The sequence below is a fragment of the Janibacter zhaoxuefangae genome, from assembly GCF_050271985.1.
GTDB lineage: Bacteria > Actinomycetota > Actinomycetes > Actinomycetales > Dermatophilaceae.
The window spans coordinates 1,507,184-1,532,879 of the sequence record NZ_CP189849.1 but is presented as its reverse complement, the minus strand read 5'-3'; the positions used below and the strand labels follow the sequence as shown (position 1 = coordinate 1,532,879).

Below are 25,696 nucleotides of genomic sequence, written 5' to 3'. Positions count from 1 at the left end.
GATCACCAGCAGGCTCGACGCCGAACTCGTGCACCGGGGGCTGGCGCGCTCGCGCGCCCTGGCCCGCGAGCTCATCGACGGAGCACACGTGCACGTCGACGGAACCCTCGTGACCAAGCCGGCCCGCCCCGTGACCGAGTCCTCGGTCATCGAGGTGGACATCGAGCAGCCGCGCTGGGTCTCGCGTGCCGCGGCCAAGCTCGACGGCGCCTTCGGTGTCTTCGCCGGCCTCAGCTCGACCGGGAAGCGTTGCCTCGACGTCGGGGCGAGCACCGGCGGCTTCACCCAGGTCCTGCTCGAGCGCGGAGCCGCGTCGGTCATCGCCCTGGACGTCGGTCACGGCCAGCTCGTCCCGGAGATCGCGGCGGACTCTCGGGTCACCGAACTGAGCGGCACGAGTGTGCGCGGGCTGGAGGCCGAGGCCATCGGCGGCGTCGTGGACCTGCTCGTGGCCGACCTCAGCTTCATCTCCCTGCGCCTCGTGCTGGGCACGTTCAGGACGCTCCTGGCCCCTTCTGGGGATGCCCTCGTCCTCGTGAAACCCCAGTTCGAGGTCGGGCGGGAACGTCTCGGCCGGACCGGCGTCGTGCGGTCGGCGGAGCAGCGCGAGGAGGTCGTCCTGGCCGTCGCAACGGAGGCGAGGACCCGAGGGTTCGGCCTTCGGGGAGTGGCGACAAGCCCCCTTCGCGGCGGGGAGGGCAACACGGAGTTCCTCCTGTGGCTGGGTCCCCCCGACCCCGACGGGCCCTCATGGGAGAGTTTCCGGCAGACCGTGCATTCGCTGGTCGAAGGAGGCAACCCGTGACGTCGACCGAACGACGCATCCTGCTCGTCGTGCACCCGCGCCGTGCCGAGGCCCATGACATCGCCCTTGGCGTCGTCGAGCGACTGCACGACGCCGGCATCGACGTCATGGTGCTTGCGAGCGAGATGCGTGCCTCCGCCATCGCGGGTCACCCGGGCGTCTTCCCTGCGGACGAGGACGACCCCGCGGCGGGCTGCGAACTGGTCTGCGTCCTCGGTGGGGACGGCACGATCCTGCGCGGGGCCGAGATGTCGCGAGGCGCGGACGTACCGCTGCTCGGCGTGAACCTGGGCCACGTCGGCTTCCTCGCCGAGGCCGAACGTGAGGACCTCGACGCCACCGTCGAGCGGATCGTGGCCCGGGACTACACCGTCGAGAAGCGGATGACCCTCGAGGTCCTCGCGGTCCACGACGACGACGTGCTCGCGCGCTCGTGGGCGCTCAACGAAGTGACCGTCGAGAAGGCGGCACGCGAGCGGATGCTCGAGCTCACCCTGGAGATCGACGGGCGCCCGCTGTCGACGTGGGGCTGCGACGGCATCGTGATGGCGACCCCGACGGGCTCGACGGCGTACGCCTTCTCGGCCGGCGGCCCCATCGTGTGGCCCGACCTCGACGCCATGTTGTGTGTGCCGATCAGCGCCCACGCCCTCTTCGCCCGGCCGCTCGTCGTTGGTCCCGACAGTCACATCGCCGTGGAGATCGTCCCGGGTACGGACGGCTCCGGCGTCCTCTGGTGCGACGGCCGCCGCGCCGTCGACATGCCGCCCGGCGCCCGGATCGAGGTGCGGCGTTCGCCCGTCCCGGTGCGCCTCGCCCGACTCGCGGCATCCCCCTTCACGGATCGGCTCGTCGCCAAGTTCGACCTGTCCGTCCACGGTTGGCGCGGCGAGGCCCGTCGCGAGCTTGCCGCCCGAGCGGCGCGCGAGGAGCCCCCGGCGTGATCCAGGAGATCCGGATCCAGGGCCTGGGCGTGATCGAGGACGCCACCCTCGAGCTGCACCCCGGCCTCAACGTCGTGACCGGTGAGACCGGAGCGGGCAAGACCATGGTCGTCTCCGGCCTCGGCCTGCTTCTCGGCTCCCGCTCCGACGCCGGCCTCGTCCGGACCGGTAGCGAACGCGCCGTCGTCGAGGGCTTCATCGATGTCCCGGCAGACCACCCCGCGGCCGAGCGGGTGCGGGAAGCGGGTGCGGACGCCGACTCGGGCATCGTGCTCGTGCGCACGGTCTCGGGCACCGGACGCAGCCGCGCCCACGCCGGCGGACGCAGCGTCCCCGTCGGACTGCTCGCGGAGTTGGCCGAGGACCTCGTCGCGGTGCACGGGCAGGCGGACCAGTGGCGCCTGCGCCGTCCCGAGGAGCACCGAGCCGTCCTCGACGGCTTCGGCGGCGACGAGCTGGCCGCCGCGCTCGACGATCATGCTCGTGCGTACGACGCGCTCAAGGAGGCCCGGGCCACGCTGGCCAGCCTGCGTCAACAGGATCGCGACCGCGCCCAGGACATCGAGACGCTCCAGTTCCAGCTCGCCCAGATCGAGCAGGTCGACCCCCAACCGGGGGAGGAACTGGCGCTGCGCGTGGAGGACGAGCGGCTCAGTCACGCCGAGGAACTGCGCATGGCCGCCGAACGGGCTCGGGCGCACCTCGGCGGCGATGAGTCCCAGCCGGACATGCCCGCCGTCGTCGACGCCATCGCCGCCGCCCGCGACGCGCTGGCCACGGCGGCCACCGCCGACCCCGAGCTCGCGGACCTCGAGAAGAGGGCCGTGGAAGTGGGGGTGCTCGCCGGGGAGCTGGCTGGCGATCTCGCGTCGTATGCCGCGGGGGTCGAGTTGGATCCCGCACGCCTCGCGTGGGTGCAGCAGCGCCGTGCGGATCTCGGCGCCCTCCTGCGCAAGTACGGCGAGACGAGCGAGGAGGTCATCGCGTGGAGCGGCGCAGCGGCCGCGCGTCTCGACGACCTCCTCGGCGCCGACGATCGCCTCGCGGCGCTCGAGGCCTCCCTGGCCGACCTGACCCGGGCCTGCGCCACCACGGCCGACCGGCTGACGAGCCTGCGGCAGGCCGCGGCAGCCGGGCTGTCCACGCGCGTCACCGAGGAGCTCGCCCACCTCGCCATGGGGAAGGCGGCCGTGACGGTCGCCGTCACCCAGCGCGAGGTCGAGGAGGGGGCCGGGGTGACCGTGGCGGACGGACGCCACGTGGCTCTCGGTCGGCAGGGTGTCGACGACGTCGAGATCCTCCTCGCGGCGAACCCCGGCACCCCGCCCCGCTCGGTCGTGCGAGCAGCGTCCGGTGGTGAGCTCTCGCGCGTCATGCTTGCGATCGAGGTGGCCCTCGGCGCCGCGTCGACGGTCCCGACGTACGTCTTCGACGAGGTCGACGCCGGCGTCGGCGGTAAGGCCGCGGTGGACGTCGGCGCCCGACTGGCGGCCCTGGCCGATCGCTCCCAGGTCATCGTCGTCACCCACCTCGCCCAGGTGGCCGCCTTCGCCGATCGACACCTCGTCGTGCACAAGACGACCGACGGTCAGGTCACCGCCAGCGACGTGCGCCACCTCGCGGAGGACGAACGCGCCGCGGAACTGGCTCGCATGATGGGGTCGGACCCGTCGGGCACGGCGCTCGAGCACGCTCAGGAACTCCTCGACGAGAGTGCGCGCATCCGCACGGCGGCCGTCCGCTGACCGTCCGCTGACCGTCCGGGGGCCGGGCCGCGGGCGTCGCCACCGCAGCCCCTCTGCGGCCTTCCGGTCCGCCACCTCTCGGTGTGCCGACTCGGGGGATGAGCGCCCCTCGTGGGAACATGTCCGGAACATGGCAAAGAGATTCCTGCGCAGGACACACGACGAGCCCGACCTCCCCGGCATCCACGGGGAGGTCCGTGTCGACCCCCGTACGAAGGACCTCACCAAGCGGTTGAAGCCCGGCGACATCGCGGTGATCAACCACCAGGACATCGACCGGGTCAGCGGCGAGGCGCTGCTGGCCTGCCGCCCGGCTGCCGTCGTCAACGCCGCGGCGTCGATCTCCGGCCGCTATCCCAACGTCGGGCCGGAGATCCTCGTGTCCGCCGGCATCCCGCTGCTGGACTCCGTCGGCGACGACGTGATGACCGCGGTCCGTGACGGCCAGGCGGCCCGTCTGGACGGTGACTCGCTGTACCTGGGGGACACCCTCGTGGCGACGGGGACCCGGCACGACGAGGCATCCCTCGAGTTGGCGACGACGGCCGCGCGCGCCGGACTCGCCACGCAGTTGGAGTCCTTCGCGGCCAACACCATGGAGTACATGCTCAAGGAGCGCGACCTGCTGCTCGACGGCGTGGGTGTCCCGGACATTCGCACGAACCTCGACGGTCGCCATGCGCTCATCGTCGTCCGCGGGTACCACTACAAGGAGGACCTCCAGGCCCTCCGGCACTACATCCGCGAGTACCGTCCCATCCTCATCGGCGTCGACGGCGGGGCCGATGCCCTCATCGAGGAGGGCCACCGGCCCGACATGATCGTCGGCGACATGGACTCCGTCTCGGACGCCACCCTGCGCTGCGGGGCCGAGATCGTCGTCCACGCCTACCGGGACGGCAACGCCCCCGGCGTCGAGCGCGTCGAGGCGCTCGGTGTGAAGCCCGTCGTCTTCCCGGCCACGGGCACGAGCGAGGACGTCGCCATGCTGCTCGCCGACGACAAGGGTGCGAGCCTCATCGTCGCCGTCGGGACGCACGCCACGCTCGTCGAGTTCCTCGACAAGGGACGCGCTGGCATGGCCAGCACCTTCCTGACCCGCCTGCGGGTGGGTAGCAAACTCATCGACGCCAAGGGCGTCAGCCGGCTCTACCGGACCCGCATCTCGGTCTGGTCCATCCTGCTCCTCGCTCTCGTGGGCCTCCTCGCGCTCGCCGCGGCGCTCTGGGCCACCCCCGGTGGTCTGACGCTGCTGCAGTTGCTGGGCGCGGCCTGGGACGACGTACGAGCAACGATTCTGGGGATCTTCACGTGATCGACTTCCGCTACCACCTCGTCTCCCTGGCTTCCGTGCTCATCGCACTGGCCGTCGGCATCGTCCTCGGGGCCGGTCCGCTCAAGGAGGACATCGGCAACACCCTGACGACGCAGGTGACGCAACTGCGCGGGGAGAAGGACGCATTGCGCGCGGACCTCGACGCCGCCACGAAGGTGAGCACCGCGCGCGACCAGTTCGAGGCCGAGTTGCTCTCCCGCATGGTCGCGGGCGAGCTGGCCAGCAAGCGGGTCGCCCTCGTCGTGCTGCCCGGCGCGGAGACCACGGTCGTCGACCAGGTGTCCGCCGCGCTGAAGGACTCCGGCGCCGATCTCGCCGAGCCGATCGTCGTGAACAAGAGCTGGGTCGAGGGCGCCGAGGACAAGGTCGCGGCGCGCACCGAGGTGGGCAACGCTCTCCTCGAGGACGCCAGCCTGCCCCCGGTCGGGGAGGACGGCGGCCAGTCCGTCGACTCCGTCCTCGCGGCAGCCCTGACCGGCAAGGTGTCGGCCTCCGCCCTGCGTGACCCGCTCACCACCTCCGCCCGTCGGGCGCTCTTCGACGGCCTCGTGGAGGCGGACCTCATCACGGATTCCGACGCGGTCGGCAAGCCGGTCGACGGCGTCGTCGTCATCGCCGGCACGGTCGACGAGACGGGTGACGCGGGTGTGGCACAGACGAAGAGTCGTCTCGCGCTCGCCGCGACCGTCGACCGCACGTCCGAGGGTGCCGTCCTGACCGAGGACACGACGAAGGTCGCCGACCAGGCACTCTCACCACTGGCCGTGGCGCGTGACCAGAAGGCGCTCAGCAAGGGCCTGTCCACCGTCGACGCGCCGCACCTGGCGATGGGCCAGGTCGATGTCGTCCTCGCGCTCGCCGAGCAGTTCGACGGCGGCGAAGGTCACTACGGCGTGCGTGCCGACGCCACCGCGGCCCTGCCGGGACTCGGACGCTGACATGGGGGCGCTCCGCACGCTCGCGACCGGCGCCGTCGCGGCGGCCGGCGGCGCGACCGCCTTCCACGCCCTGCGGGCAGCCTCCCCGGGCGGCCGCGAGCGCTGGGAGCGCACGAACCACGCGGGGCACACGGTCTCCCTGACCGAGGGGCCCGCCTACGTCGTGGGGGTCCTCGTGGGCGTCGCAGCCTCGGCCGCCCTCGGAGGTCCGGCCCCCGCGGCCGTCATCGCCGCCACCGGCTCGGGCGCCGTCGGCCTCGTCGACGACCTCGTCGGGGACACCGGGACGAAGGGGTTCCGCGGGCACCTGCGGGCCCTGCGCCAGGGGCGCGTGACGACCGGGTCCGTCAAGATCCTCGGCCTCGCCGCCACCGGCACTGCCGTCGCCCTGTGCGTGGACGCCGATCGTGACGGGGGAGTGCTCGCGCGTTCGTCCCGGGCGCTGCTCGGCGGTGCCGTCGTCGCCGGGGGTGCCAACCTGGTCAATCTCCTCGACCTCCGCCCCGGCCGAGCCCTCAAGGCGACGGCCATCGTCGGGACGCTCGTCGGCGCTGCTGCCGGCGGTGGAGGCGCTGCGGCCCCGGCCGCGGTGGGAGCGGCCCTCGGGCTGCTGCCGGCCGACCTTCGTCGGGAGGGCATGCTCGGCGACGCCGGAGCCAACGCCGCCGGGGCCCTCGTTGCCACGGCGCTCCTCGAGCGGAGTGGGACCCGAGCCCGGCTGCTCGCCCTCGGTGTCCTCGCCGCGCTGACGCTCGCGTCGGAGAAGGTCAGCTTCACGGCCGTCATCGAGTCGACACCGGGGCTGCGGGAGCTCGACGCCTGGGGACGTGACTGACTCCGGGCCGCCCGGGTCGGCTCAGCCCGGGTCGACACAGCCCGGGTCGGTGACTCCCACCCCCACGGCGCGTTCCGTGGCCGCGACGGCCGGACTCCTGTCGGGGGTGACGATCCTCGCGCGGATCATCGGTTTCTCCCGGTGGATCGTCTTCTCCGGGGCCCTCGGCGCGACTGCGGTCGGCACCGTCTACCAGAGCGTCAACACCATCCCCAACGTCGTCTTCGAGATCGCGGCCGGCGGGGTGCTCGCGGCCGTCGTCGTCCCGTTGCTGGCCTCCCGGGTGGCCGATGGGGTGCGCGGGCGCGACGGGGGATCGGAGGCCGACGAGATCGCCTCCGCGCTGCTCACCTGGGCCGTGCTGCTCCTGCTCCCGCTGGCCGTCCTCGTGGCCGTCCTCGCGCGGCCGTTGACGACGATGCTCCTCGGCGACGGGGCCGTCCCGGCTGATGTCGACCTGGGCGTGGACCTGCTCGTCCTCTTCGCGCCGCAGATCGTGCTGTACGGCATCGGCATCGTCATGGCGGGCGTGCTCCAGGCGCACCGGCGCTTCCTCGCCGCCGCCCTGACGCCACTGGCCTCGAGCCTCGTCGTCATCGCCGTCTACCTCGCGTACGGGCGCATCGTGCCCGCGGGCACCAGCAGCGGCGACCTCCGGACATCGGCTCGCTGGCTCCTCGGTCTCGGCACCACCGCCGGCGTGATCGCGCTGAGCCTCCCGCTCCTGCTCGTGGCCGCCCGGATCGGGATCCGCCTGCGGCCGCGGCTCAGCTTCCCCCCGGGCGTGGCCGCGCGGGCCCGATCCCTGGCCGGTGCCGGGCTGCTGGCCCTCGTGGCGCAACAGATCTCGGTCGTCGTGACGATGGTCCTCGCGAACTCGCGCGGCGGCGTCGGCGCCCTGAACGTGCAGCAGTACGCGCAGGCCGTCTACCTCCTGCCATATGCCGTGCTGGCCGTCCCGGTCGCGACCTCCGCCTTCCCCGCGCTCGCCGAGTCCGGCGGACGGTCCGAGGCCCACGAGGCGGGCGCCGCCACCCTGGCCCGCTCGGCTCGAGCCATCACCGCCCTGTGCCTCCTCGCGGCCGCCGTCCTCATCGTCGTCTCGCGTCCGGTGGGCGCCTTCTTCACCGCCATGGACCGCGGACGCGACCACGGGGGTGGCGAAGCGCTCGGCGGGATGGCCGATGCACTGGCCTGGTACGCACCCGGCCTCGTCGGCTTCGGGATCGCCGCCCTGCTGACCCGCGCCCTCTACGCCCATGGCCGGCCCGCCCACGCGGCGCTCGCCGTGGGTGCCGGATGGCTCGTGGCGACCGTGTGGCCCGTGGTCCTGCTCGCGCCGCACGCCGGACCCGCGGCCACGCTGCGCACCCTCGCCGTGGGATGGACCATCGGCATGACGCTCTCCGGGCTCCTCCTGGTCCTGCTCGTGCGGCGCTCGTGGGGTGCCGCGGCCCTGGCGGGCCTCGGGCGCACGAGCCTGGCGGCGGCGGCCGGCGCCGCCGTGGGCACCGTGGCGCTGCGCGCGGTCGAAGGTCGCTGGGCGACCGCGGGGCTGCTGGCCCCGGTGCTCGAGGGGATCGTCCTTGCCGTGGCCGTCCTCGTGGTCGCCGCAGGCATCCTGCTCGTCCTCGACCCGAGCAGCGCCCAGGCGCTGCGACGACTGCGTCCGGGAGGTCGCTCATGAGCCGGATCGTCATGCTCCTCGGCCGCAGCACCGGCGGGATCGGCACACACGTGAGCCAACTCGTCGCCGACCTGCGCGCCCAGGGGGAGGACGTCGAGATCGTCACCGACCCGTTGACGCGGGATCGTTTCGGGCTGGTCGACGCCCACCCGTGGTGGCCGGACCCGCGGGACCCGAAGGCGGCCGTGCGCGGGCTCCGGCGACTGCGGGCGCTGGCGGCGCAGGCGGACGTGGTCCATGCCCACGGACATCAGGCCGGGCTCGTCGGTTTCGCTGCGGTGGCCGGTCGTCGCCGGCCGCGGCTCATCGTGAGCCTCCACAACGCGGTGCTCGAGCGCGGGGGTGCCTGGCGGGCCGCCAACGCCGCACAGCGCCTCGTGGCATCCCGGGCCGCGCTCGTCACCGGCGCCAGCACCGACCTCGTCCGCGAGGCCACGGCGCATGGAGCCCGCTGGGCCGAGCTCGCTCCCGTCCCGTCACCGCGGGTGCCGGACCTGTTGGCCGACCCCGTCCTGAGTGGTCGTGAGCGCGACGAGGCTCGGGCGGGACTGCTCGCCGACCTCGGCGAGCAGCCCGGGCCCGATGTGGCGCCGGGCGCGCGGCTCGTCGTGACCATCTCGCGGATCGCTCCGCAGAAGCGCCTGGGCGATCTGCTCGATGCCGCCGCGGAGTTGACGGGGCCGGCGGCCCCCTTCGTCTGGGTCGTCATCGGGGACGGTGTCCCCGAACTCGCCGCGACCTACCGCGAACGCATCGCGGCCGAGGGTCTGCCCGTGCGCCTGATCGGCGCCGTACCGGATCCGTCACGCTGGCTGCGGGCCGCCGACGTCTTCGCACTGACGAGTACGTGGGAGGCCCGCGCGCTCGTCGTCCAGGAGGCCATGGCCGCCGGTGTCCCCGTCGTCAGCACGGACGCGGGGGGTCTGCACGACCTCGTCGACGGCGTGGGCGAGCTCGTGCGCGTCGGCGATCCCGCCGGGTTGGCCGCCCGAGTCGGCGCCCTCCTGGCCGATCCCGAGCGCCGCGCCGCCCTGCGTGAGGCGGGTCGAGCTCGCGCCGCGACGTGGCCGGACGGCAACGACACGGCGCGTCAATGGCGCCGGTGGTACGAGCAGGCCCGTGGGTGACGTAGAGTAAAAGCCCGTGGTGGCCCAGACGAAACACATCTTCGTAACCGGAGGCGTTGCCTCTTCGCTCGGCAAGGGGCTCACGGCCTCAAGCCTCGGACATCTGCTCCGCGCGCGTGGTCTGCGCGTGACGATGCAGAAGCTCGACCCCTATCTCAACGTGGACCCCGGGACGATGAACCCGTTCCAGCACGGTGAGGTCTTCGTGACGGAGGACGGCGCCGAGACCGACCTCGACATCGGGCACTACGAGCGCTTCCTCGACGTCCCCCTCAAGGGCAAGGCCAACGTGACGACCGGTCAGGTCTACAGCGCCGTCATCGCCCGCGAGCGGCGCGGTGAGTACCTCGGCGACACCGTCCAGGTCATCCCGCACATCACGAACGAGATCAAGGACCGCATGCGTGCGGCCGCCGCCGGCAGCCCCGGCGTCGCCGACGACGAGGCCCCGGACATCATCATCACGGAGATCGGTGGCACGGTCGGCGACATCGAGTCGCTGCCCTTCCTCGAGTCCGCCCGCCAGGTGCGCCACGAGATCGGTCGTGACAACTCCTTCTTCCTGCACGTCTCGCTCGTTCCGTATCTGGCGCCGAGCGGCGAGCTCAAGACGAAGCCCACCCAGCACTCCGTGGCCGCGCTGCGCCAGGTCGGCATCCAGCCGGACGGGCTCGTGCTGCGCGCCGACCGGGACATCCCGGCGAGCATCAAGAAGAAGATCTCGCTGATGTGTGACGTCGAGGCCGACGCGGTCGCCGCCTGTGTCGACGCTCCCTCGATCTACGACATCCCGAAGGTCCTCCATGCCGAGGCCCTGGACGCCTACGTCATCCGCCGCCTCGGCCTGAACTTCCGCGACGTCGACTGGGCGGACTGGGACGACCTGCTGACCCGCGTCCACGAGCCCGAGCACGAGGTCGAGGTCGCCCTCGTCGGCAAGTACATCGACCTGCCCGACGCCTACCTGTCGGTGACCGAGGCGCTGCGAGCGGGTGGCTTCCACCACGACGCGAAGGTGAAGCTGCGCTGGGTGGCCAGCGACACCTGCCAGACGCCGGCCGGTGCTCAGAAGGCGCTCGGCGGGGTCGACGCGATCCTCGTCCCCGGCGGCTTCGGCGTCCGCGGCATCGAGGGCAAGCTCGGCGCCCTGCGCTGGGCCCGCGAGAAGGGGGTGCCGACGCTCGGCATCTGCCTCGGCCTCCAGTGCATGGTCATCGAGTACGCGCGCAACGTCGCGGGTATCGAGGGCGCCAGCTCGACGGAGTTCGACCCCAGGAGTCCCGCTCCCGTCATCGCGACGATGAAGGAGCAGAAGGCGTTCGTCGAGGGCGCCGGCGACCTCGGCGGAACGATGCGGCTGGGTTCCTACCCGGCTCAGCTCCTCGAGGGCTCCGTGGCCGCGGAGGCCTACGGGTCCACCAGCGTGACCGAGCGTCACCGGCACCGCTACGAGGTCAACAACGAGTACGTCGAGCAGCTCACGCAGGCCGGCCTCGTCGTCAGCGGCACGCACCCCGAGCTCGGCCTCGTCGAGTTCGTCGAGCTGCCCAAGGACGTGCACCCGTACTACATCTCCACCCAGGCGCACCCGGAGTTCAAGTCCCGACCCGATCGGGCGCACCCGCTGTTCTCCGGGCTGATCGAGGCGGCCATCGAGCTGCAGCGGCAGTCGCGCCTCGTCGAGGTGGAGCGCACCCGGCGCACCACCGACGCGAGCACGACCACGGAGAGCGCCTCCGCATGACCCCGGCCGACGGCGACCCGCTCGGCGGACTCCTCGGGGATGTCGACGTCGACCTCGACACCGACGAGGAGCTCGCCGACCGGATCGGCGCGCGCCCCGTCCGGAGCAGCTCGGTCGTCTTCGACGGACGCATCTGGGACGTCGTGCGCGAGGAGGTGGACCTCGGCGCGGCCGGGACGGTGACGCGCGAGTTCGTGGCGCATCCCGGTGCCGTGGGTGTTCTGGCTCTCGACGACGCGGAACGTGTCCTCGTCATCCAGCAGTACCGCCACCCGGTCGGCGCCGAGGTGTGGGAACTGCCCGCGGGGCTGCTCGACGTGGCGGGGGAGGACCCCGCCGCCGCGGCGGCACGCGAGCTCCACGAGGAGGCCGACGTCGTCGCCCGACGCTATGACGTCCTGGTCGACCTGTGGTCCTCGCCCGGCGGATCGGGTGAGGCCGTGCGGCTCTACCTGGGCCGGGACTGTGCGCCGGCCCCGGAGGACGGCCGGCACGAGCGGGAGGCCGAGGAGGCCGACATGCCCACCCGATGGGTCCCGCTGGACGAGCTGCGGGACGCGATCCTCGCGGGGCGACTGCACAACTCCCTCCTCGTGGCCGGTGTGCTGGCCGCCTGTGCCGCGCGAGAGGGCGACTGGTCGTCGCTGCGCCCGGCCGACGCGCCGTGGCCGGAGCACAGGTCCCAGCGGCAGTGAGTCCGGCTGCCGGCGGGGCGACCTTCGGCGGAGGGCGGCGAGCCGCCCGCGGTGACGCGCCCTGCCCCTGTGGCGTGGGGGCGACCTTCGTCATGCACTGCGGCCCGCTCGTCGCGGGGGAAGAGCTCGCGCCAACCGCGCTCGATCTCATGCGCTCGCGCTACACCGCGCACGTGCTCGCCACGCACGGGGACCCGGCCGCCGAGCCACATCTGGTCCGGACGTGGCACCCGCGCACCCGGCCCGAGGACGTGCTGCCGCAGCCCGGGCTCACGTGGACGGGCCTGCGCATCATCGACGTCACCGACGGCGGCATCGACGACGCGACCGACGAGGTCGAGTTCGTCGCCGCGTGGCGCAGCGGGAGCGGCGCGGTGGCCCAGACCGGCCGGATGCACGAGCGCAGCAGGTTCGCGCGGCGCGCCGGGCGCTGGCTGTACGTCGACGGCGACCACCGAGACTGAGTCCGACCAACGGCCGACCCGAGGGCAGGTCAGCGGCGCCATGTCCGACCTCGCCCCGTGGTGTCCGTAGGATGACCCGAGGCCGCCGACCGCGGTCGCACCCGATCAGCAGAAGGAATCACACCCGTGCTTCGCACCCACGAGGCCGGCACCCTGCGTGCCGAGCACACCGGCCAGACCGTCACCCTCACCGGCTGGGTGGCGAAGCGACGCGATCACGGTGGTGTGGCCTTCCTCGATCTGCGTGACGCCAGCGGCGTCGCCCAGGTCGTCGTCCGCGACGAGGTGCTGGCCGAGGGCGGGGCGCACGACCTGCGCAACGAATACGTCGTCAAGGTGACCGGTGAGGTCCGTCGGCGCCCCGAGGGCAACGCCAACGCCGACCTCCCGTCCGGTGAGGTGGAGGTCGTCATCAGCGACCTCGAGATCCTCAACACGGCCGCCCCGCTGCCCTTCCAGATCGACGAGCGAGTGACCGTCGGCGAGGAGGCCCGCCTCAAGCACCGCTATCTCGACCTGCGTCGTCCGGGTGCCTCCTCCGCGGGGGAGAACCTGCGCCTGCGTTCGCGCGTCAGCGCCGCCGCGCGCCGTGTCCTCGGCGAGCGCGACTTCGTCGAGATCGAGACCCCGACCCTGACCCGCTCGACGCCCGAGGGCGCCCGCGACTTCCTCGTGCCCGCGCGTCTGGCCCCGGGCAGCTGGTACGCCCTGCCGCAGAGCCCCCAGCTCTTCAAGCAGCTGCTCATGGTCGCCGGCATGGAGCGCTACTACCAGATCGCCCGCTGCTACCGCGACGAGGACTTCCGAGCCGACCGACAGCCCGAGTTCACCCAGCTCGACATCGAGATGTCCTTCGTGGACCAGGACGACGTCATGGAGCTCGGCGAGGCGCTCCTGCGTGAGATCTGGACCCTCATCGGCGTCGAGCTGCCGACCCCCTTCCCGCGCATGACGTACGCCGAGGCGATGCGTCGCTACGGCTCCGACAAGCCGGACCTGCGCTTCGGCAACGAGCTCGTCGACTGCACCGAGTACTTCGCCGACACGACCTTCCGTGTCTTCCAGGCCGAGTACGTCGGCGCCGTCGTCATGCCCGGCGGGGCGTCGCAGCCGCGTCGTCAGTTCGACGCGTGGCAGGAGTGGGCGAAGCAGCGCGGGGCCAAGGGTCTGGCCTACGTGACCGTCGCCGAGGACGGCACGCTCGGTGGCCCGGTCGCCAAGAACCTCACCGACGCCGAGCGCGATGGACTGGCCGCCCACACCGGCGCCAAGCCGGGCGACTGCATCTTCTTCGCCGCCGGGTCCACGAAGGACAGCCGCGCCCTCCTGGGCGCGGCCCGACTCGAGATCGGCCGTCGCTGCGAGCTCATCGACACCGACGCCTGGTCCTTCCTCTGGGTCGTCGACGCGCCACTCTTCGAGCCTGCCGCGGACGCCGTCGCCTCGGGCGACGTGGCCGTGGGCGAAGGGGCGTGGACGGCCGTGCACCACGCCTTCACCTCGCCGAAGCCCGAGTTCCTCGACACCTTCGACACCGACCCCGGCTCCGCGCTGGCCTACGCCTACGACATCGTCTGCAACGGCAACGAGATCGGCGGCGGGTCGATCCGTATCCACCGCCGCGACATCCAGGAGCGGGTCTTCAAGGTCATGGGCCTGGGGCAGGAGGAGGCGCAGGAGAAGTTCGGCTTCCTCCTCGACGCCTTCGCCTTCGGCGCCCCGCCGCACGGCGGGATCGCGCTCGGGTGGGACCGCCTCGTCATGCTCCTCGCGGGGGCCGACTCCATCCGCGACGTCATCGCCTTCCCGAAGTCGGGCGGCGGCTACGACCCGCTGACCGAGGCGCCGGCGCCGATCACCCCGTTGCAGCGCAAGGAAGCGGGGATCGACGCCAAGCCGAAGGCCGACGGTGAGACGTCGACCGGGACGGGCGAGGCACCGACCGACTGAGCGAGCGGGATAGCGTGGCGGACGTGTCCGACGCACCCGACCTCTTCGCCTCCGCCGACGAGACCGCCGCCCGCTCCGGCGTGCCATCCGGCACGCCGGGCGGCGGGTCCTCGGTGACGCTCGCGCCGCTCGCCGTGCGGATGCGGCCGCGAGGCCTCGACGAGGTCCGCGGTCAGCGTGACGTCCTCCGGGCGGGCTCGCCGCTGCGGCGCCTCATCGAGGGCTCCGCCGGCACCGCCGGGCCGCTCTCGGCCATCCTCTGGGGGCCGCCGGGCACGGGCAAGACCACGCTCGCCCATCTCGTCGCCAACGCCGCCGATCGCGAGTTCGTCGAACTGTCGGCGGTGACGGCGGGAGTCAAGGACGTCCGGTCGGTGATGGAGCAGGCGGCCCGGTCCCGCGCCATGTACGGCCGTCACACGGTCCTCTTCCTCGACGAGATCCACCGCTTCACGAAGGCGCAACAGGACGCGCTGCTGCCCGGCGTCGAGAACCGCCAGGTCATCCTCGTGGCGGCCACGACGGAGAACCCGTCCTTCTCCGTCATCGCGCCCCTGTTGTCGCGTTCGGTCCTCGTCACCCTCGGGCCGCTGACCGACGAGGAGATCGCCGACGTGCTGACGGCGGCGGTGGCGGACGAGCGCGGTCTCGCCGGCGCCTTCGCGCTGGCGGACGACGCCCGTGAGCACCTCGTGCGGATCGCCGGCGGCGACGCCCGCCGAGCCCTGACCTCCCTCGAGGCTGCCGCCGGGGTGGCCCTCGACGGCCGCGCCGCGGGGGCCGACGAGGCCACGATGCCGATCGACCTGGCCCACGTCGAGCAGGCGGTCGCGCAGGCCTCGGTGCGCTACGACAAGACCGGGGACCAGCACTACGACGTCGCCTCCGCGCTGATCAAGTCGATGCGCGGATCCGACGTCGACGCGGCACTGCACTATCTGGCCCGGATGCTGGAGGCGGGCGAGGACCCGCGGTTCATCGCCCGGCGCATCGTCATCGCCGCGAGCGAGGACGTCGGCCTCGGCGACCCCACGGCCCTGCAGACCGCGGTGGCGGCCATGCACGCCGTCGCGCAGATCGGCATGCCCGAGGCGCGGATCATCCTCGCCCAGGCCGTCGTGCACAACGCCCTCGCGCCCAAGTCCAACGCCGCCTACACGGGCATCAACGAGGCGATCGCCGACGTGCGCGCCGGGCACGGCGGACAGGTGCCCGCCCACCTTCGTGGCTCCGGCTATGCCGGTGCCGAGCGGCTCGGCCACGGCAAGGGCTACATCTACGCCCACGACGCGCCCGACGGCGTGGCCACCCAGCAGTACCTGCCCGACGACCTCGACGCGCGACTGTCCGCGCGCAGCTACTACCGGCCCACGGACCGCGGCTTCGAGGAGCGGCTTCGTCCGCGCTGGGAGTGGTTGCGCTCCCGGCTGCGCACCGGCCGGTAAGGTCTGCCGCGCCCGTCCACGTAACATCTTGGTGCCGCACCGGCACGACAAAGGACACACATCTGATGGAAACCGCCGAGATCAGGCGCCGCTGGTTGGACTTCTTCGAGGCCAAGGGACACACCGTCGTCCCCTCGGCACCGTTGGTCCACGACGACCCCAACCTGCTGTTCGTCAACGCCGGCATGGTCCCCTTCAAGCCGTACTTCCTCGGTCAGGAGACCCCCGCCTGGCAGCGCGCCACGAGCGTGCAGAAGTGCGTGCGCACCGGTGACATCGAGGAGGTCGGCAAGACGAGCCGACACGGCACGTTCTTCCAGATGAACGGCAACTTCTCCTTCGGCGACTACTTCAAGAAGGACGCCATCGCCTTCGCGTGGGAGCTGCTCACGACGAGCCAGGACGACGGCGGCTACGGCCTCGACAAGGACCGCCTCTGGGCGACCGTCCACGAGAACGACGACGAGGCCGCGCAGCTGTGGGTCGAGCTGACCGACATCCCGGCCGAGCGCGTCGTGCGCCGTGGGAACACCGACAACTACTGGTCCATGGGCGTCCCAGGGCCCGGCGGCCCCTGCTCCGAGATCTTCTACGACCGTGGTCCCGAGTACGGCCGCGAGGGTGGCCCCGCGGTCGACGAGGACCGCTACATGGAGATCTGGAACCTCGTCTTCATGCAGTACGAGCTGTCCGCCGTGCGCAGCAAGGAGGACTTCGACGTCGCCGGTGAGCTGCCGCAGCGCAACGTCGACACGGGCATGGGCCTCGAGCGCATCGCCTCCGTCCTCCAGGGCGTCGACAACCTCTACGAGATCGACGAGGTCTACCCCGTCCTCGCGAAGGCGGCCGAGATGACGGGCCGCTCCTACGGCGCCCACTCCGGTCAGAACGCCGAGTCCAGCCACCCCGACGACGTCCGCCTGCGTGTCGTCGCCGACCACGTGCGCTCCGCGCTGATGCTCATCGGTGACGGCGTGACGCCGGGCAACGAGGGCCGTGGCTACGTCCTGCGCCGCATGCTCCGACGGGCGGTCCGCTCGATGCGCCTGCTCGGCTACGACGAGCCCTGCCTGCCGCACCTGCTGCCCATCTCCATGGAGCGGATGAAGGCCTCGTACCCGGAGTTGGAGACCGGCTTCGACCGCATCTCCCAGATCGCCTACGCAGAGGAGCTGGCCTTCCGCCGCACGCTCGCACAGGGCACGACGATCCTCGACGACGCCGTCGCCTCGACGAAGGCGGCTGGCGGCACCGTGCTCGGTGGCGCCCAGGCCTTCAGCCTCCACGACACCTACGGCTTCCCGATCGACCTCACGCTCGAGATGGCTCAGGAACAGGGTCTCGAGGTCGACCGCGAGGGCTTCACGCGTCTCATGAAGGAGCAGCGCGAGCGGGCGAAGGCCGACGCCAGCGCCAAGAAGTCCGGCCACGCCAACACCGAGGTGTGGCGTGACCTGCGCGCCCTCGGCGCCACCGATTGGCGCGCCTACGAGGAACTGACCAGCGAGGCGAAGGTCGTCGGACTCGTCCACGAGGGCGCCCGCGTCGAGGTCCTCGAGCCCGGCCAGCAGGGCCAGATCATCCTCGACCGGACCCCCTTCTACGCCGAGTCCGGTGGTCAGATCGCCGATGCGGGCATCATCACCGCCGACGGCACCCACCTGAAGGTGCTCGACGTCCAGCGCCCCGTGAAGGGCCTCGTCGCCCACACCGTCGAGGTCGTCACCGGCCCCGTCCGTGCGGGCTCCGACGTGCTCGCCGAGGTCGACCCCGAGTGGCGCGTCCAGGCCTGCCAAGCGCACTCCGGCACGCACGTCGTCCACGCCGCGCTGCGCCAGGTCCTCGGGCCGTCGGCCCTCCAGTCCGGTTCGTACAACAAGCCGGGCTACCTGCGCCTCGACTTCGCCTGGGGTCAGGCACTGTCGGCCGAGACGCGCAGCGAGATCGAGGAGGTGGCCAACCTCGCGGTGCGCGAGGACCTGCCGGTGTCCGCCTCGCTCATGACGATCGACCAGGCCCGCAAGGCCGGTGCGCTGGCGCTCTTCGGCGAGACCTACGACGAGCAGGTGCGCGTCATCGAGATCGGTGGCCCCTGGTCGCGCGAGCTCTGCGGTGGCACGCACGTGCGTCACTCGAGCCAGGTCGGCGCGCTGACCATGACGGGGGAGTCGTCCGTCGGCTCCGGCGTCCGCCGCCTCGAGGCCTTCGTCGGCATGGAGGCGCTGCGCTACCTCGCGAAGGAGCGGGCGCTGGTGTCCGAGCTCTCCTCGCTGGTCAAGACCAGCCCGGGCGAGCTCAAGGAGCGCGTGTCCGACATGATCACCCGCCTGCGCGAGGCCGAGAAGGAGCTCGAGGGTCTGCGCCGCGAGCAGGTGCTGGCCGCGGCCGGTTCGCTCACGGACGGCGCCAAGGACGTCGGCGGCACCACCTTCGTCGGTCACCACGCGGCCGGCGCCGGCGCCGACGACGTGCGCCGACTCGTCCTCGACACGCGCGGCAAGCTCGGCAACGACCGCCCGGTCGTCGTGGCCGTGACCGGCGACGGTGGCGGTCGCCCCGTGGTCGTCATCGGCACCAACGAGGCCGCGCGCGCCCAGGGCACGAAGGCCGGCGCCCTGGTGCGCGTCGCGGCCCAGGTGCTCGGCGGCGGCGGTGGCGGCAAGGACGACATCGCTCAGGGTGGCGGGCAGGACGCGACGAAGGTCGCGGAGGCCCTGGCCGCCATCGAGCAGTCGCTCGGGTCCGGCAGCTGATCGACGTGGCACTCCGGCGGGGACGACGAATCGGCGTCGACGTGGGCCTGGCCCGCGTCGGTGTCGCGTCGTGCGATCCCGACGGAGTGCTGGCCACCCCTGTCGCCACGCTGACCCGTGACCTCGAGGGCGCGGACGACATCGATGCGCTCGTCCGCCTCGTGGGGGAGCAGGAGGCGATCGAGGTCGTCGTGGGCCTGCCGCTGAGCCTGTCCGGCGGCGAGGGCGCGGCGGCCACGGCCGTGCGCGACTATGCTCGTGTGCTCGGTGGGCGATTGGGCGCCGTTCCGGTGCGGCTCGTCGACGAGCGGCTGACGACGGTCGACGCCCACCGTGACCTGCGGGCGAGCGGTGTGTCCGGGAGGGCGCAGCGAGCCGTGGTGGACCAAGCCGCGGCGGTGCTCATCCTGCAGGGAGCGCTGGACCTCGAGAGGAGCTCGGGAAACCCACCGGGCGAGCTCGTCCCGATGAAGCGGCGGAAGCCACGGACGAAGGATGGACGATGACTGAGCCGCACCTCCGGGACTCCATCTTCGCGGAGCGCCCCGCCCCACCGACGCGCGCCGCACGCCGGCAGTCGGTGCCGCCGAGCAAGAAGGGCCGCAGCCGCGTCGCCCTGATCCTCGGCGCCGGCGTCGTCGTCGCCGCGCTCGTGCTCGCCTACGGCGTGCTCAGCCCCCTCTTCGGCTCCTTCCTCGAGAGCAAGGACTACGAGGGGCCAGGCTCCGGCCAGGTCCAGGTCATCGTCAACGAGGGCGACTCCGGGTCGGCCATCGGCTCGGCGCTCCAGGAGGCCGGCGTGGTGAAGACGACGTCCGCCTTCGTCTCGGCCGCGGGAGCGGACCCGAAGAAGGCCGCCGCGATCCAGCCGGGGGCCTACACCCTCAAGCGGGAGATGAAGGCGACCGACGCGCTCGCACTGCTCGCCTCCGGCGAGAACCGTCAGGTGCCGCGGGTGACCATCCGCGAGGGCCTGTGGGCCACCGAGATCTACGACCTGCTGTCCAAGGAGACCGGGGTGCCGGTCAAGGACTACGAGAAGGCCGCGACGTCCTCGGAGCTGGAGCTCCCGGCCTCGGCCGAGGGTGAGGTGGAGGGCTACCTCTTCCCGAAGTCCTACGAGTTCCCGGTGAAGTCCACCGCCGTGGAGCAGCTCAACATCATGATCCGGCAGACCCTGGCGGAGTTCGAGACGCTGGGCGTGGCCGAGGCCGACCAGCGTCGCGTTCTCACCGTCGCGTCCATCGTCGAGGGCGAGTCCGGCCAGGCCGATCGCGCGAAGGTCGCCAGCGTCATCGAGAACCGGCTCAAGGACACCTCGGGCGGCACCGGCGGGCGACTCGAGATGGACAGCACGATCCACTACCTCACGAAGCAGCGCGGGGCCGCCGGCACGTCCGACGAGGACCGCGCCACGCAGAGCCCGTACAACACCTACCTCAATGCCGGTCTGCCGCCGGGGCCGATCAACAACCCGGGTGCCGCCGCGATCGAGGCCGCGGTCAACCCCGAGCCGGGCAACTGGCTGTACTTCGTCACGGTCAACCCCGAGACGGGTGAGACGAAGTTCGCGGAGTCCTACGAGGAGCACCTGCGCAACGAGGCGGAGTTCAACGAGTGGTGCCAAGCCAACTCGTGCTGAGGGCGGCGGTCCTCGGATCGCCGGTGGCGCACTCGCTGTCGCCGGTGCTGCACCGGGCGGCCTACGCGTCGCTCGGCCTGACCGGTTGGCAGTACGACGCGATCGAGGTCCGCGAGCACGAACTGGGCGATCGGGTGGCCGCCTTCGGCGACGAGTGGCGCGGCCTGTCGCTGACCATGCCGCTCAAGGAAGCCGCCTTCGCCGTGGCCGAGACCGTCACGGAGCTCGCCACGCGGGCGGGCGCCATCAACACGCTCGTGCGCCGCCCCGACGGCGGCTGGGACGGGCACAACACCGACGTGCAGGGGATCGTCGAGGCGCTCCGACCGGCCCTGGCAGAGGCCGGGCAGCCGGCGCCCCGTCACGGACTCGTGCTCGGCGCGGGGGCCACGGCGCGATCGGCCCTGCTCGCGCTGGCGGAACTCGGAGTGTCCGAGCTGGTCGTCGCGGCCCGCGACATCGCCCGGGCGCAGGCATCCGTCGGCGGCCTGGCGGAGGGGCTCGGACTGTCGACCCGGTACGTGCCGCTCGGCGAGTGGCCGGACGTCGTGGCGGATGTCGCGATCTCGACGCTACCGCCCACGGGGGCCCGGGCCGCGAGTGAGGTGCTGGTCGCACGTGGCACCGTCGGGACGAGCGCGGTGCCGGTCCTGCTCGACGTCGTCTACGCCGATTGGCCGACACCCCTGGCCGATGCCGCCACCGCGTCGGGGACCCGCGTCGTCGGGGGACTGGCCATGCTCGTACACCAGGCCGTGGCGCAGGTCGCGCTGATGACGGGCCACCGGCCCGACCCCCAGGTCCTGTTGGCTGCCGGGCAGGCTGCCCTCGCTGCGCGCGGCACGGCCTGACCGACCCGGCCGCACCGTGGACGCCCGATCGGGTCGGTCCGCCCCGCATGCGAGGATGACGCCCATGCTTCGCTGGTTGACCGCAGGTGAGTCGCACGGACAGGCGCTCGTCGCCACCCTCGAGGGCCTCCCGGCGGGGGTCGAGGTGACCACCGCCGATGTGGCCGACGCTCTCGCCCGCCGCCGGCTCGGTCACGGGCGCGGTGCGCGCATGGCGTTCGAGCGCGACGAGGTGACCTTCCTCGGCGGGGTGCGCCACGGACGGACCCTGGGCTCGCCCCTGGCCGTGATGATCGGCAACACCGAGTGGCCCAAGTGGCAGACGGTGATGAGCGCCGACCCCGTGAGCGAGCAGGCCTACGCGGCCTCCAACGACGTCAACGCCGAGCGCGAGATCGCCCGCAACCGGCCCCTGACCCGGCCGCGCCCCGGCCACGCCGACCTCGTCGGGATGCAGAAGTACGGCTTCGACGACGCCCGCCCCATCCTCGAGCGCGCGTCCGCCCGTGAGACGGCCGCGCGGGTGGCGCTCGGTGAGGTCGCCGAGCGATTCCTCGAGCAGGCCTACGGGGTCCGACTCGTCTCGCACACCGTCGCCATCGGCACGGCGTCCGTCGCGGACGGCGTGGCCCTGCCCGGTCCCGACGACGTGGCGGCCCTGGACGCGGACCCGGTGCGCGCCTTCGACGCGGCGGGTTCGGCGGCCATGATCGCCGAGGTCGACGCGGCGAAGAAGGACGGAGACACCCTCGGCGGCGTCGTCGAGGTGCTCGCCTACGGGCTGCCGCCGGGCCTGGGCTCGCACGTCCACTGGGACCGGCGACTCGACGCGCGGCTCGCGGCGGCCCTCATGGGCATCCAGGCGATCAAGGGCGTCGAGGTCGGCGACGGCTTCCGCACCGCGACCCGCCGAGGCTCGGCCGCCCACGACGAGATGGCTCGGGACCAGGACGGCACGATCCGCCGCGCGACCGGCCGGGCCGGTGGCACGGAGGGTGGGATGTCGACCGGTGATGTCCTGCGCGTGCGCGCTGCCATGAAGCCGATCAGCACCGTGCCGCGGGCCCTGGCCACGGTCGACGTCGCGAGCGACGAACCGGCCACGGCGATCCACCAGCGCTCCGATGTCTGCGCCGTGCCGGCTGCCGGGGTCGTCGCCCAGGCCATGGTCGCGCTCGTCGTGGCGGAGGCGTGCGTCGAGAAGTTCGGCGGGGACAGCGTGGCCGAGACGGCTCGAAACCACGCCTCGTACCTGGCCGCGATCCCCGAGGCGATGCGCACGTGGTGACGCCCGCCGACGAGCCGACCGGTCCCGCCCCGGGAACGGACCGCCCGATCGTCGTCCTCATCGGACCGCCCGGAAGCGGCAAATCGAGCACCGGCCGCCGCGTCGCGGCCCGGCTCGGGGCGACCTTCCTCGACACCGACGAGGCCGTCGAGACGTCGCAGGGCCGCTCCATCTCGGACATCTTCGTCGACGAGGGGGAGGCGGCCTTCCGCGACCTCGAGCGGCGTGCCGTGCTCTCGGCGCTCACGCACGAGCGCGGCGTGGTCTCCCTCGGTGGCGGGGCCCCGATGACGCCCGCGATCGCGGAGGCCCTCACCGGCCACACCGTCGTCCTGCTCGATGTCGGCATCGCGGATGCCGCCCGCCGGATCGGGTTCGACACCTCGCGACCGTTGCTGTCGGTCAACCCCCGCGCCAGCTGGATCGCCATGATGAACGCCCGCCGTCCGCGCTACGAGTCGCTCGCCACCCACCGTGTCGACACCTCCGGTCGGCGGCCCGCGAAGGTGGCCGACGACATCGTCGCCCTCCTGGGTCTCGAGGTCGTGCCCGGCTTCGCCGAATCCGCCGACACCGAAGCCGCGGACGCCGAAGCCGGGGGCGAGTCGTGAGCGAGGCGCTCACCCGGATCGCTGTCGGCGATGACTACGACGTCCTCGTCGGTCGCGGCGTCTCGGCCGCGTTGACCCAACTCGTCGCGCCCGATGTCGCCCGGGTGCTGGTCGTCCACCCGGCACCGCTGCCCGAGCTGGCCGAACCGCATGTCGCGGCCCTGCGGGAGAGTGGCCGTGAGGTCCTCGTCGCGGGCGTGCCCGACGCCGAGGCGGCGAAGACGGCCGAGGTCGCGGCCGACCTGTGGGCCCAACTGGGTCGCGCGGGGTTCACCCGTTCCGACGCGGTCGTGGGGGTCGGCGGCGGCAGCGTCACCGACCTCGCCGGCTTCGTGGCAGCGACGTGGTTGCGCGGTGTGGCCGTCATCCAGGTCCCGACGACGGTCCTCGGCATGGTCGATGCGGCCGTCGGCGGCAAGACCGGGATCAACACGGCCGAGGGCAAGAATCTCGTCGGAGCCTTCCACCCGCCCGTCGGGGTCCTCTGCGACCTCACGTCCCTCGACACCCTGCCGCGGGCCGACCTCGTCGCCGGCCTGGCGGAGGTCGTCAAGGGCGGCTTCATCCGGGACGCGCGCATCCTCGACCTCGCCGAGGCCGACCCGGCGGCGCTCCTGGACGTGCGGGGCCCCGCGCTGCGCGAGGTGATCGAGCGCAAGATCGCGGTCAAGGCCGACGTCGTCGCCCGGGATCTGCGCGAGTCATCGCTGCGCGAGATCCTCAACTACGGCCACACCTTCGCCCACGCCATCGAGCAGGTGGAGGGCTATCGGGTCAGGCACGGCGAGGCCGTGGCGATCGGCATGGTCTACGCGGCCGAGGTCGCCACGCGCGCCGGGGTCATGTCGCCCGACCTGCTCGCCCGACACCGGAACGTCCTGACGGGCCTCGGGCTGCCGACGACGTATCGACCGGGACGGTGGGACGAGCTGTTGGCCGCCATGCGCCGGGACAAGAAGACGCGCGGGGCGACCCTCCGGTTCGTCGTGCTCGAGGACGTCGGTCGTCCGACGCGCCTCGAGGGTCCGTCCGAGGACCTGCTTCGCGAGGCCTACGACGCGCTGACGTAGAGCCAGCTGGAGAACCCCGCGTTGGACAGCCCGGCGACGGCGGCCCGGATCGCCATTCCGCTGACGATCGGGACCTGTCGCCGTCTCACCCGCGAGGTGCCGTGACGGGGAGGTCTTCGTCCTGCTCCGAGGGCGCGGTCCGCGACATGATCTCGATGATCGCGGCCGCGTCCTGGTCGCCGAGAGCTCCCCAACCGGGCTCGTAGCCGTAGACCTCGCCCAGCGGGGTCGCCTTGCGGTTGCCGAGGAGGATCTCCACGTCGTCGACGGTCAGGAGTCCGGGGTGCCAGACGCCGCACGCCTCGGACACCTTGAGCAGATCACGGCGAAGGGTGCGCAGATAGTTGTCGACCCGTTGGGCCTTGAGCGTGGGGTCGAGCCCGCGCATGAGCCACGGGTTCTGGGTGGCCACGCCGGTGGGGCAGTGGTCGGTGTGGCACTTCTGGGCCTGGATGCAGCCGATGGCCAGCATCGCCTCGCGAGCCACGTGGACCATGTCGGCGCCGAGCGCAAAGGCGACGAGCGCGTTCTCCGGCAGGCCCAGCTTGCCGCTGCCAATGAACGTGACGTCGTCGGTGAGGCCGGCGCGCGCGAAGGCCGCGTACACCCTGGTGAAGGCGAGGCGGAAGGGAAGCGCGACGGCGTCGGAGAAGACGAGTGGAGCAGCGCCCGTGCCACCTTCGCCGCCGTCGATGACGATGAAGTCGACCCCGCGGGTGCGGTCGCGCATCTGGTCGACCAGCTCGTCCCAGAACTGCATGTCGCCCACGGCGGACTTGATGCCGACCGGTAGGCCGGTGGCGTCGGCAACCTTCTCGACGAAGTCGAGCATCGAGTCGACGTCGTGGAACTCGGTGTGCCGTGAGGGGCTCGCGCAGTCCTGACCCTCGGGGATGCCACGTGTCGTGGCGATCTCCGCGGAGATCTTGGCCGCGGGCAGCATGCCACCCAGACCGGGCTTGGCGCCCTGGCTCAACTTGATCTCGATGGCCTTCACCGGCGCCGAGGCCACGACCTCCTTGAGGCGCTCGAGGGAGAAGCGGCCCGACTCGTCCCGGCAACCGAAGTAGGCCGTGCCGATCTGGAAGATGAGATCGCCGCCCTGACGGTGGTACGGCGAGAGGGAACCCTCACCCGTGCAGTGCATGACGCCGGCCAGGCGCGCGCCCTCGTTGAGCGCGTGGATCGCGTTGCCCGACAACGACCCGAAGCTCATGCCGGAGATGTTGACGACCGAGCTCGGCCGGAAGGCGTGCCGCCGGCCGCGCGGCCCACCGAGCACCTTGGCCGAGGGGAGGACGACGGAGTCGGCGGTGTGCGCTCCGCTCGGCGGCGCCACGTCGGAGAAGGTGCGGTGCTTGAGGATGACGTAGCCCTCGGCCTGCTCGACGTCGTTGTCCGTGCCGAAGCCGACGTAGTTGTTCTCCAACTTCGACGAGGCGTAGACCCACGCGCGCTGGTCGCGGCTGAAGGGGCGTTCCTGGTCGTTGCTCGTGACGATGTACTGCCGCAGCTCGGGGCCGACCTTTTCGAGCAGATAACGCGCGTTGGCCACGACGGGGAAGTTGCGCTTGAGCGAGTGGGTCTTCTGCATGAGGTCGCGGGCGGCGAGGGCTGCGGTGCCGGCGGCGAGAGTCGTGAGGACGGCCTTGGTCTTCATGCCCGCAGTCTGCCCCCAATCGGCGTCCCTGGGCGACGGCGGGATGTCGTGGCGTCGCACAGCGAACGCACAGACCCTGGCGGGGAAACGGACAGCACGCGTGGGC

21 protein-coding genes are annotated in these 25,696 nt (G+C 72.4%); 20 read left to right on the top strand and 1 reads right to left on the bottom strand.

The window, feature by feature from the left end:
• Positions 1–28 precede the first annotated feature (28 nt).
• From ACQBAS_RS07195 to aroB, 20 genes are all read left to right on the top strand, one after another.
• Positions 29–805: a TlyA family RNA methyltransferase gene (locus tag ACQBAS_RS07195; protein WP_427383134.1), complete on the top strand. Its 777-nt coding sequence runs from the start codon at positions 29–31 to the stop codon at positions 803–805.
• Complete coding sequence (locus ACQBAS_RS07190; RefSeq protein WP_427383133.1) at positions 802–1,749, top strand: NAD kinase; 948 nt, start codon at positions 802–804, stop codon at positions 1,747–1,749. The genes ACQBAS_RS07195 and ACQBAS_RS07190 overlap by 4 nt, the downstream gene beginning before the upstream one ends.
• Entirely contained in the window at positions 1,746–3,494 is a 1,749-nt protein-coding gene (gene recN, locus ACQBAS_RS07185; RefSeq protein WP_427383132.1) for a DNA repair protein RecN, read from the top strand. Before ACQBAS_RS07190 ends, recN begins: the two co-directional genes overlap by 4 nt.
• 130 nt (positions 3,495–3,624) lie before the next feature.
• Positions 3,625–4,809: a putative cytokinetic ring protein SteA gene (steA, locus tag ACQBAS_RS07180; RefSeq protein ID WP_427383131.1), complete on the top strand. Its 1,185-nt coding sequence runs from the start codon at positions 3,625–3,627 to the stop codon at positions 4,807–4,809.
• Positions 4,806–5,768, top strand: a complete 963-nt coding sequence (locus tag ACQBAS_RS07175; RefSeq protein WP_427383130.1) for a copper transporter — start codon at positions 4,806–4,808, stop codon at positions 5,766–5,768. Before steA ends, ACQBAS_RS07175 begins: the two co-directional genes overlap by 4 nt.
• A 1-nt stretch (position 5,769) precedes the next feature.
• Entirely contained in the window at positions 5,770–6,603 is an 834-nt protein-coding gene (locus ACQBAS_RS07170) for a hypothetical protein (protein WP_427383129.1), read from the top strand.
• A gap of 49 nt (positions 6,604–6,652) precedes the next feature.
• Entirely contained in the window at positions 6,653–8,290 is a 1,638-nt protein-coding gene (gene murJ, locus ACQBAS_RS07165; RefSeq protein ID WP_427383128.1) for a murein biosynthesis integral membrane protein MurJ, read from the top strand.
• Entirely contained in the window at positions 8,287–9,417 is a 1,131-nt protein-coding gene (locus ACQBAS_RS07160) for a glycosyltransferase family 4 protein (RefSeq protein WP_427383127.1), read from the top strand. The genes murJ and ACQBAS_RS07160 overlap by 4 nt, the downstream gene beginning before the upstream one ends.
• A gap of 16 nt (positions 9,418–9,433) precedes the next feature.
• The gene (locus tag ACQBAS_RS07155; protein WP_427383126.1) at positions 9,434–11,161 is read left to right on the top strand and encodes a CTP synthase; all 1,728 of its coding nucleotides are present in this window, start codon (positions 9,434–9,436) and stop codon (positions 11,159–11,161) included.
• Positions 11,158–11,856: an NUDIX domain-containing protein gene (locus ACQBAS_RS07150; protein ID WP_427383125.1), complete on the top strand. Its 699-nt coding sequence runs from the start codon at positions 11,158–11,160 to the stop codon at positions 11,854–11,856. The genes ACQBAS_RS07155 and ACQBAS_RS07150 overlap by 4 nt, the downstream gene beginning before the upstream one ends.
• On the top strand, positions 11,853–12,320 hold the full coding sequence (locus ACQBAS_RS07145; RefSeq protein ID WP_427383124.1) for a YchJ family protein: 468 nt from the start codon (positions 11,853–11,855) through the stop codon (positions 12,318–12,320). The genes ACQBAS_RS07150 and ACQBAS_RS07145 overlap by 4 nt, the downstream gene beginning before the upstream one ends.
• A 126-nt stretch (positions 12,321–12,446) precedes the next feature.
• Complete coding sequence (gene aspS / locus ACQBAS_RS07140) at positions 12,447–14,270, top strand: aspartate--tRNA ligase (protein ID WP_427383123.1); 1,824 nt, start codon at positions 12,447–12,449, stop codon at positions 14,268–14,270.
• A gap of 140 nt (positions 14,271–14,410) precedes the next feature.
• Complete coding sequence (locus ACQBAS_RS07135) at positions 14,411–15,715, top strand: replication-associated recombination protein A (RefSeq protein ID WP_427385597.1); 1,305 nt, start codon at positions 14,411–14,413, stop codon at positions 15,713–15,715.
• A gap of 65 nt (positions 15,716–15,780) precedes the next feature.
• The gene (alaS, locus tag ACQBAS_RS07130; RefSeq protein ID WP_427383122.1) at positions 15,781–18,468 is read left to right on the top strand and encodes an alanine--tRNA ligase; all 2,688 of its coding nucleotides are present in this window, start codon (positions 15,781–15,783) and stop codon (positions 18,466–18,468) included.
• Between the two features lie 5 nt (positions 18,469–18,473).
• Positions 18,474–18,974 carry a Holliday junction resolvase RuvX gene (gene ruvX, locus ACQBAS_RS07125; RefSeq protein WP_427383121.1) on the top strand — a complete coding sequence of 167 codons (501 nt, stop codon included), beginning with the start codon at positions 18,474–18,476 and terminating at the stop codon, positions 18,972–18,974.
• Entirely contained in the window at positions 18,971–20,110 is a 1,140-nt protein-coding gene (mltG, locus tag ACQBAS_RS07120) for an endolytic transglycosylase MltG (protein ID WP_427383120.1), read from the top strand. Before ruvX ends, mltG begins: the two co-directional genes overlap by 4 nt.
• A 23-nt stretch (positions 20,111–20,133) precedes the next feature.
• Positions 20,134–20,961 (top strand): shikimate dehydrogenase, encoded by an 828-nt coding sequence (locus ACQBAS_RS07115; RefSeq protein WP_427383119.1) that lies wholly within the window; start codon positions 20,134–20,136, stop codon positions 20,959–20,961.
• 64 nt (positions 20,962–21,025) lie between these two features.
• Positions 21,026–22,249 carry a chorismate synthase gene (gene aroC, locus ACQBAS_RS07110; protein WP_427383118.1) on the top strand — a complete coding sequence of 408 codons (1,224 nt, stop codon included), beginning with the start codon at positions 21,026–21,028 and terminating at the stop codon, positions 22,247–22,249.
• Entirely contained in the window at positions 22,243–22,860 is a 618-nt protein-coding gene (locus ACQBAS_RS07105; RefSeq protein WP_427383117.1) for a shikimate kinase, read from the top strand. Before aroC ends, ACQBAS_RS07105 begins: the two co-directional genes overlap by 7 nt.
• A complete protein-coding gene (gene aroB, locus ACQBAS_RS07100) occupies positions 22,857–23,930 on the top strand; it encodes a 3-dehydroquinate synthase (RefSeq protein ID WP_427383116.1) in 1,074 nt (357 codons plus the stop codon). The genes ACQBAS_RS07105 and aroB overlap by 4 nt, the downstream gene beginning before the upstream one ends.
• Positions 23,931–24,015: 85 nt before the next feature.
• On the opposite strand, the gene ACQBAS_RS07095 is transcribed toward aroB, so the two are convergent.
• Entirely contained in the window at positions 24,016–25,590 is a 1,575-nt protein-coding gene (locus ACQBAS_RS07095; RefSeq protein ID WP_427383115.1) for an FMN-binding glutamate synthase family protein, read from the bottom strand.
• Positions 25,591–25,696: the final 106 nt, after the last annotated feature.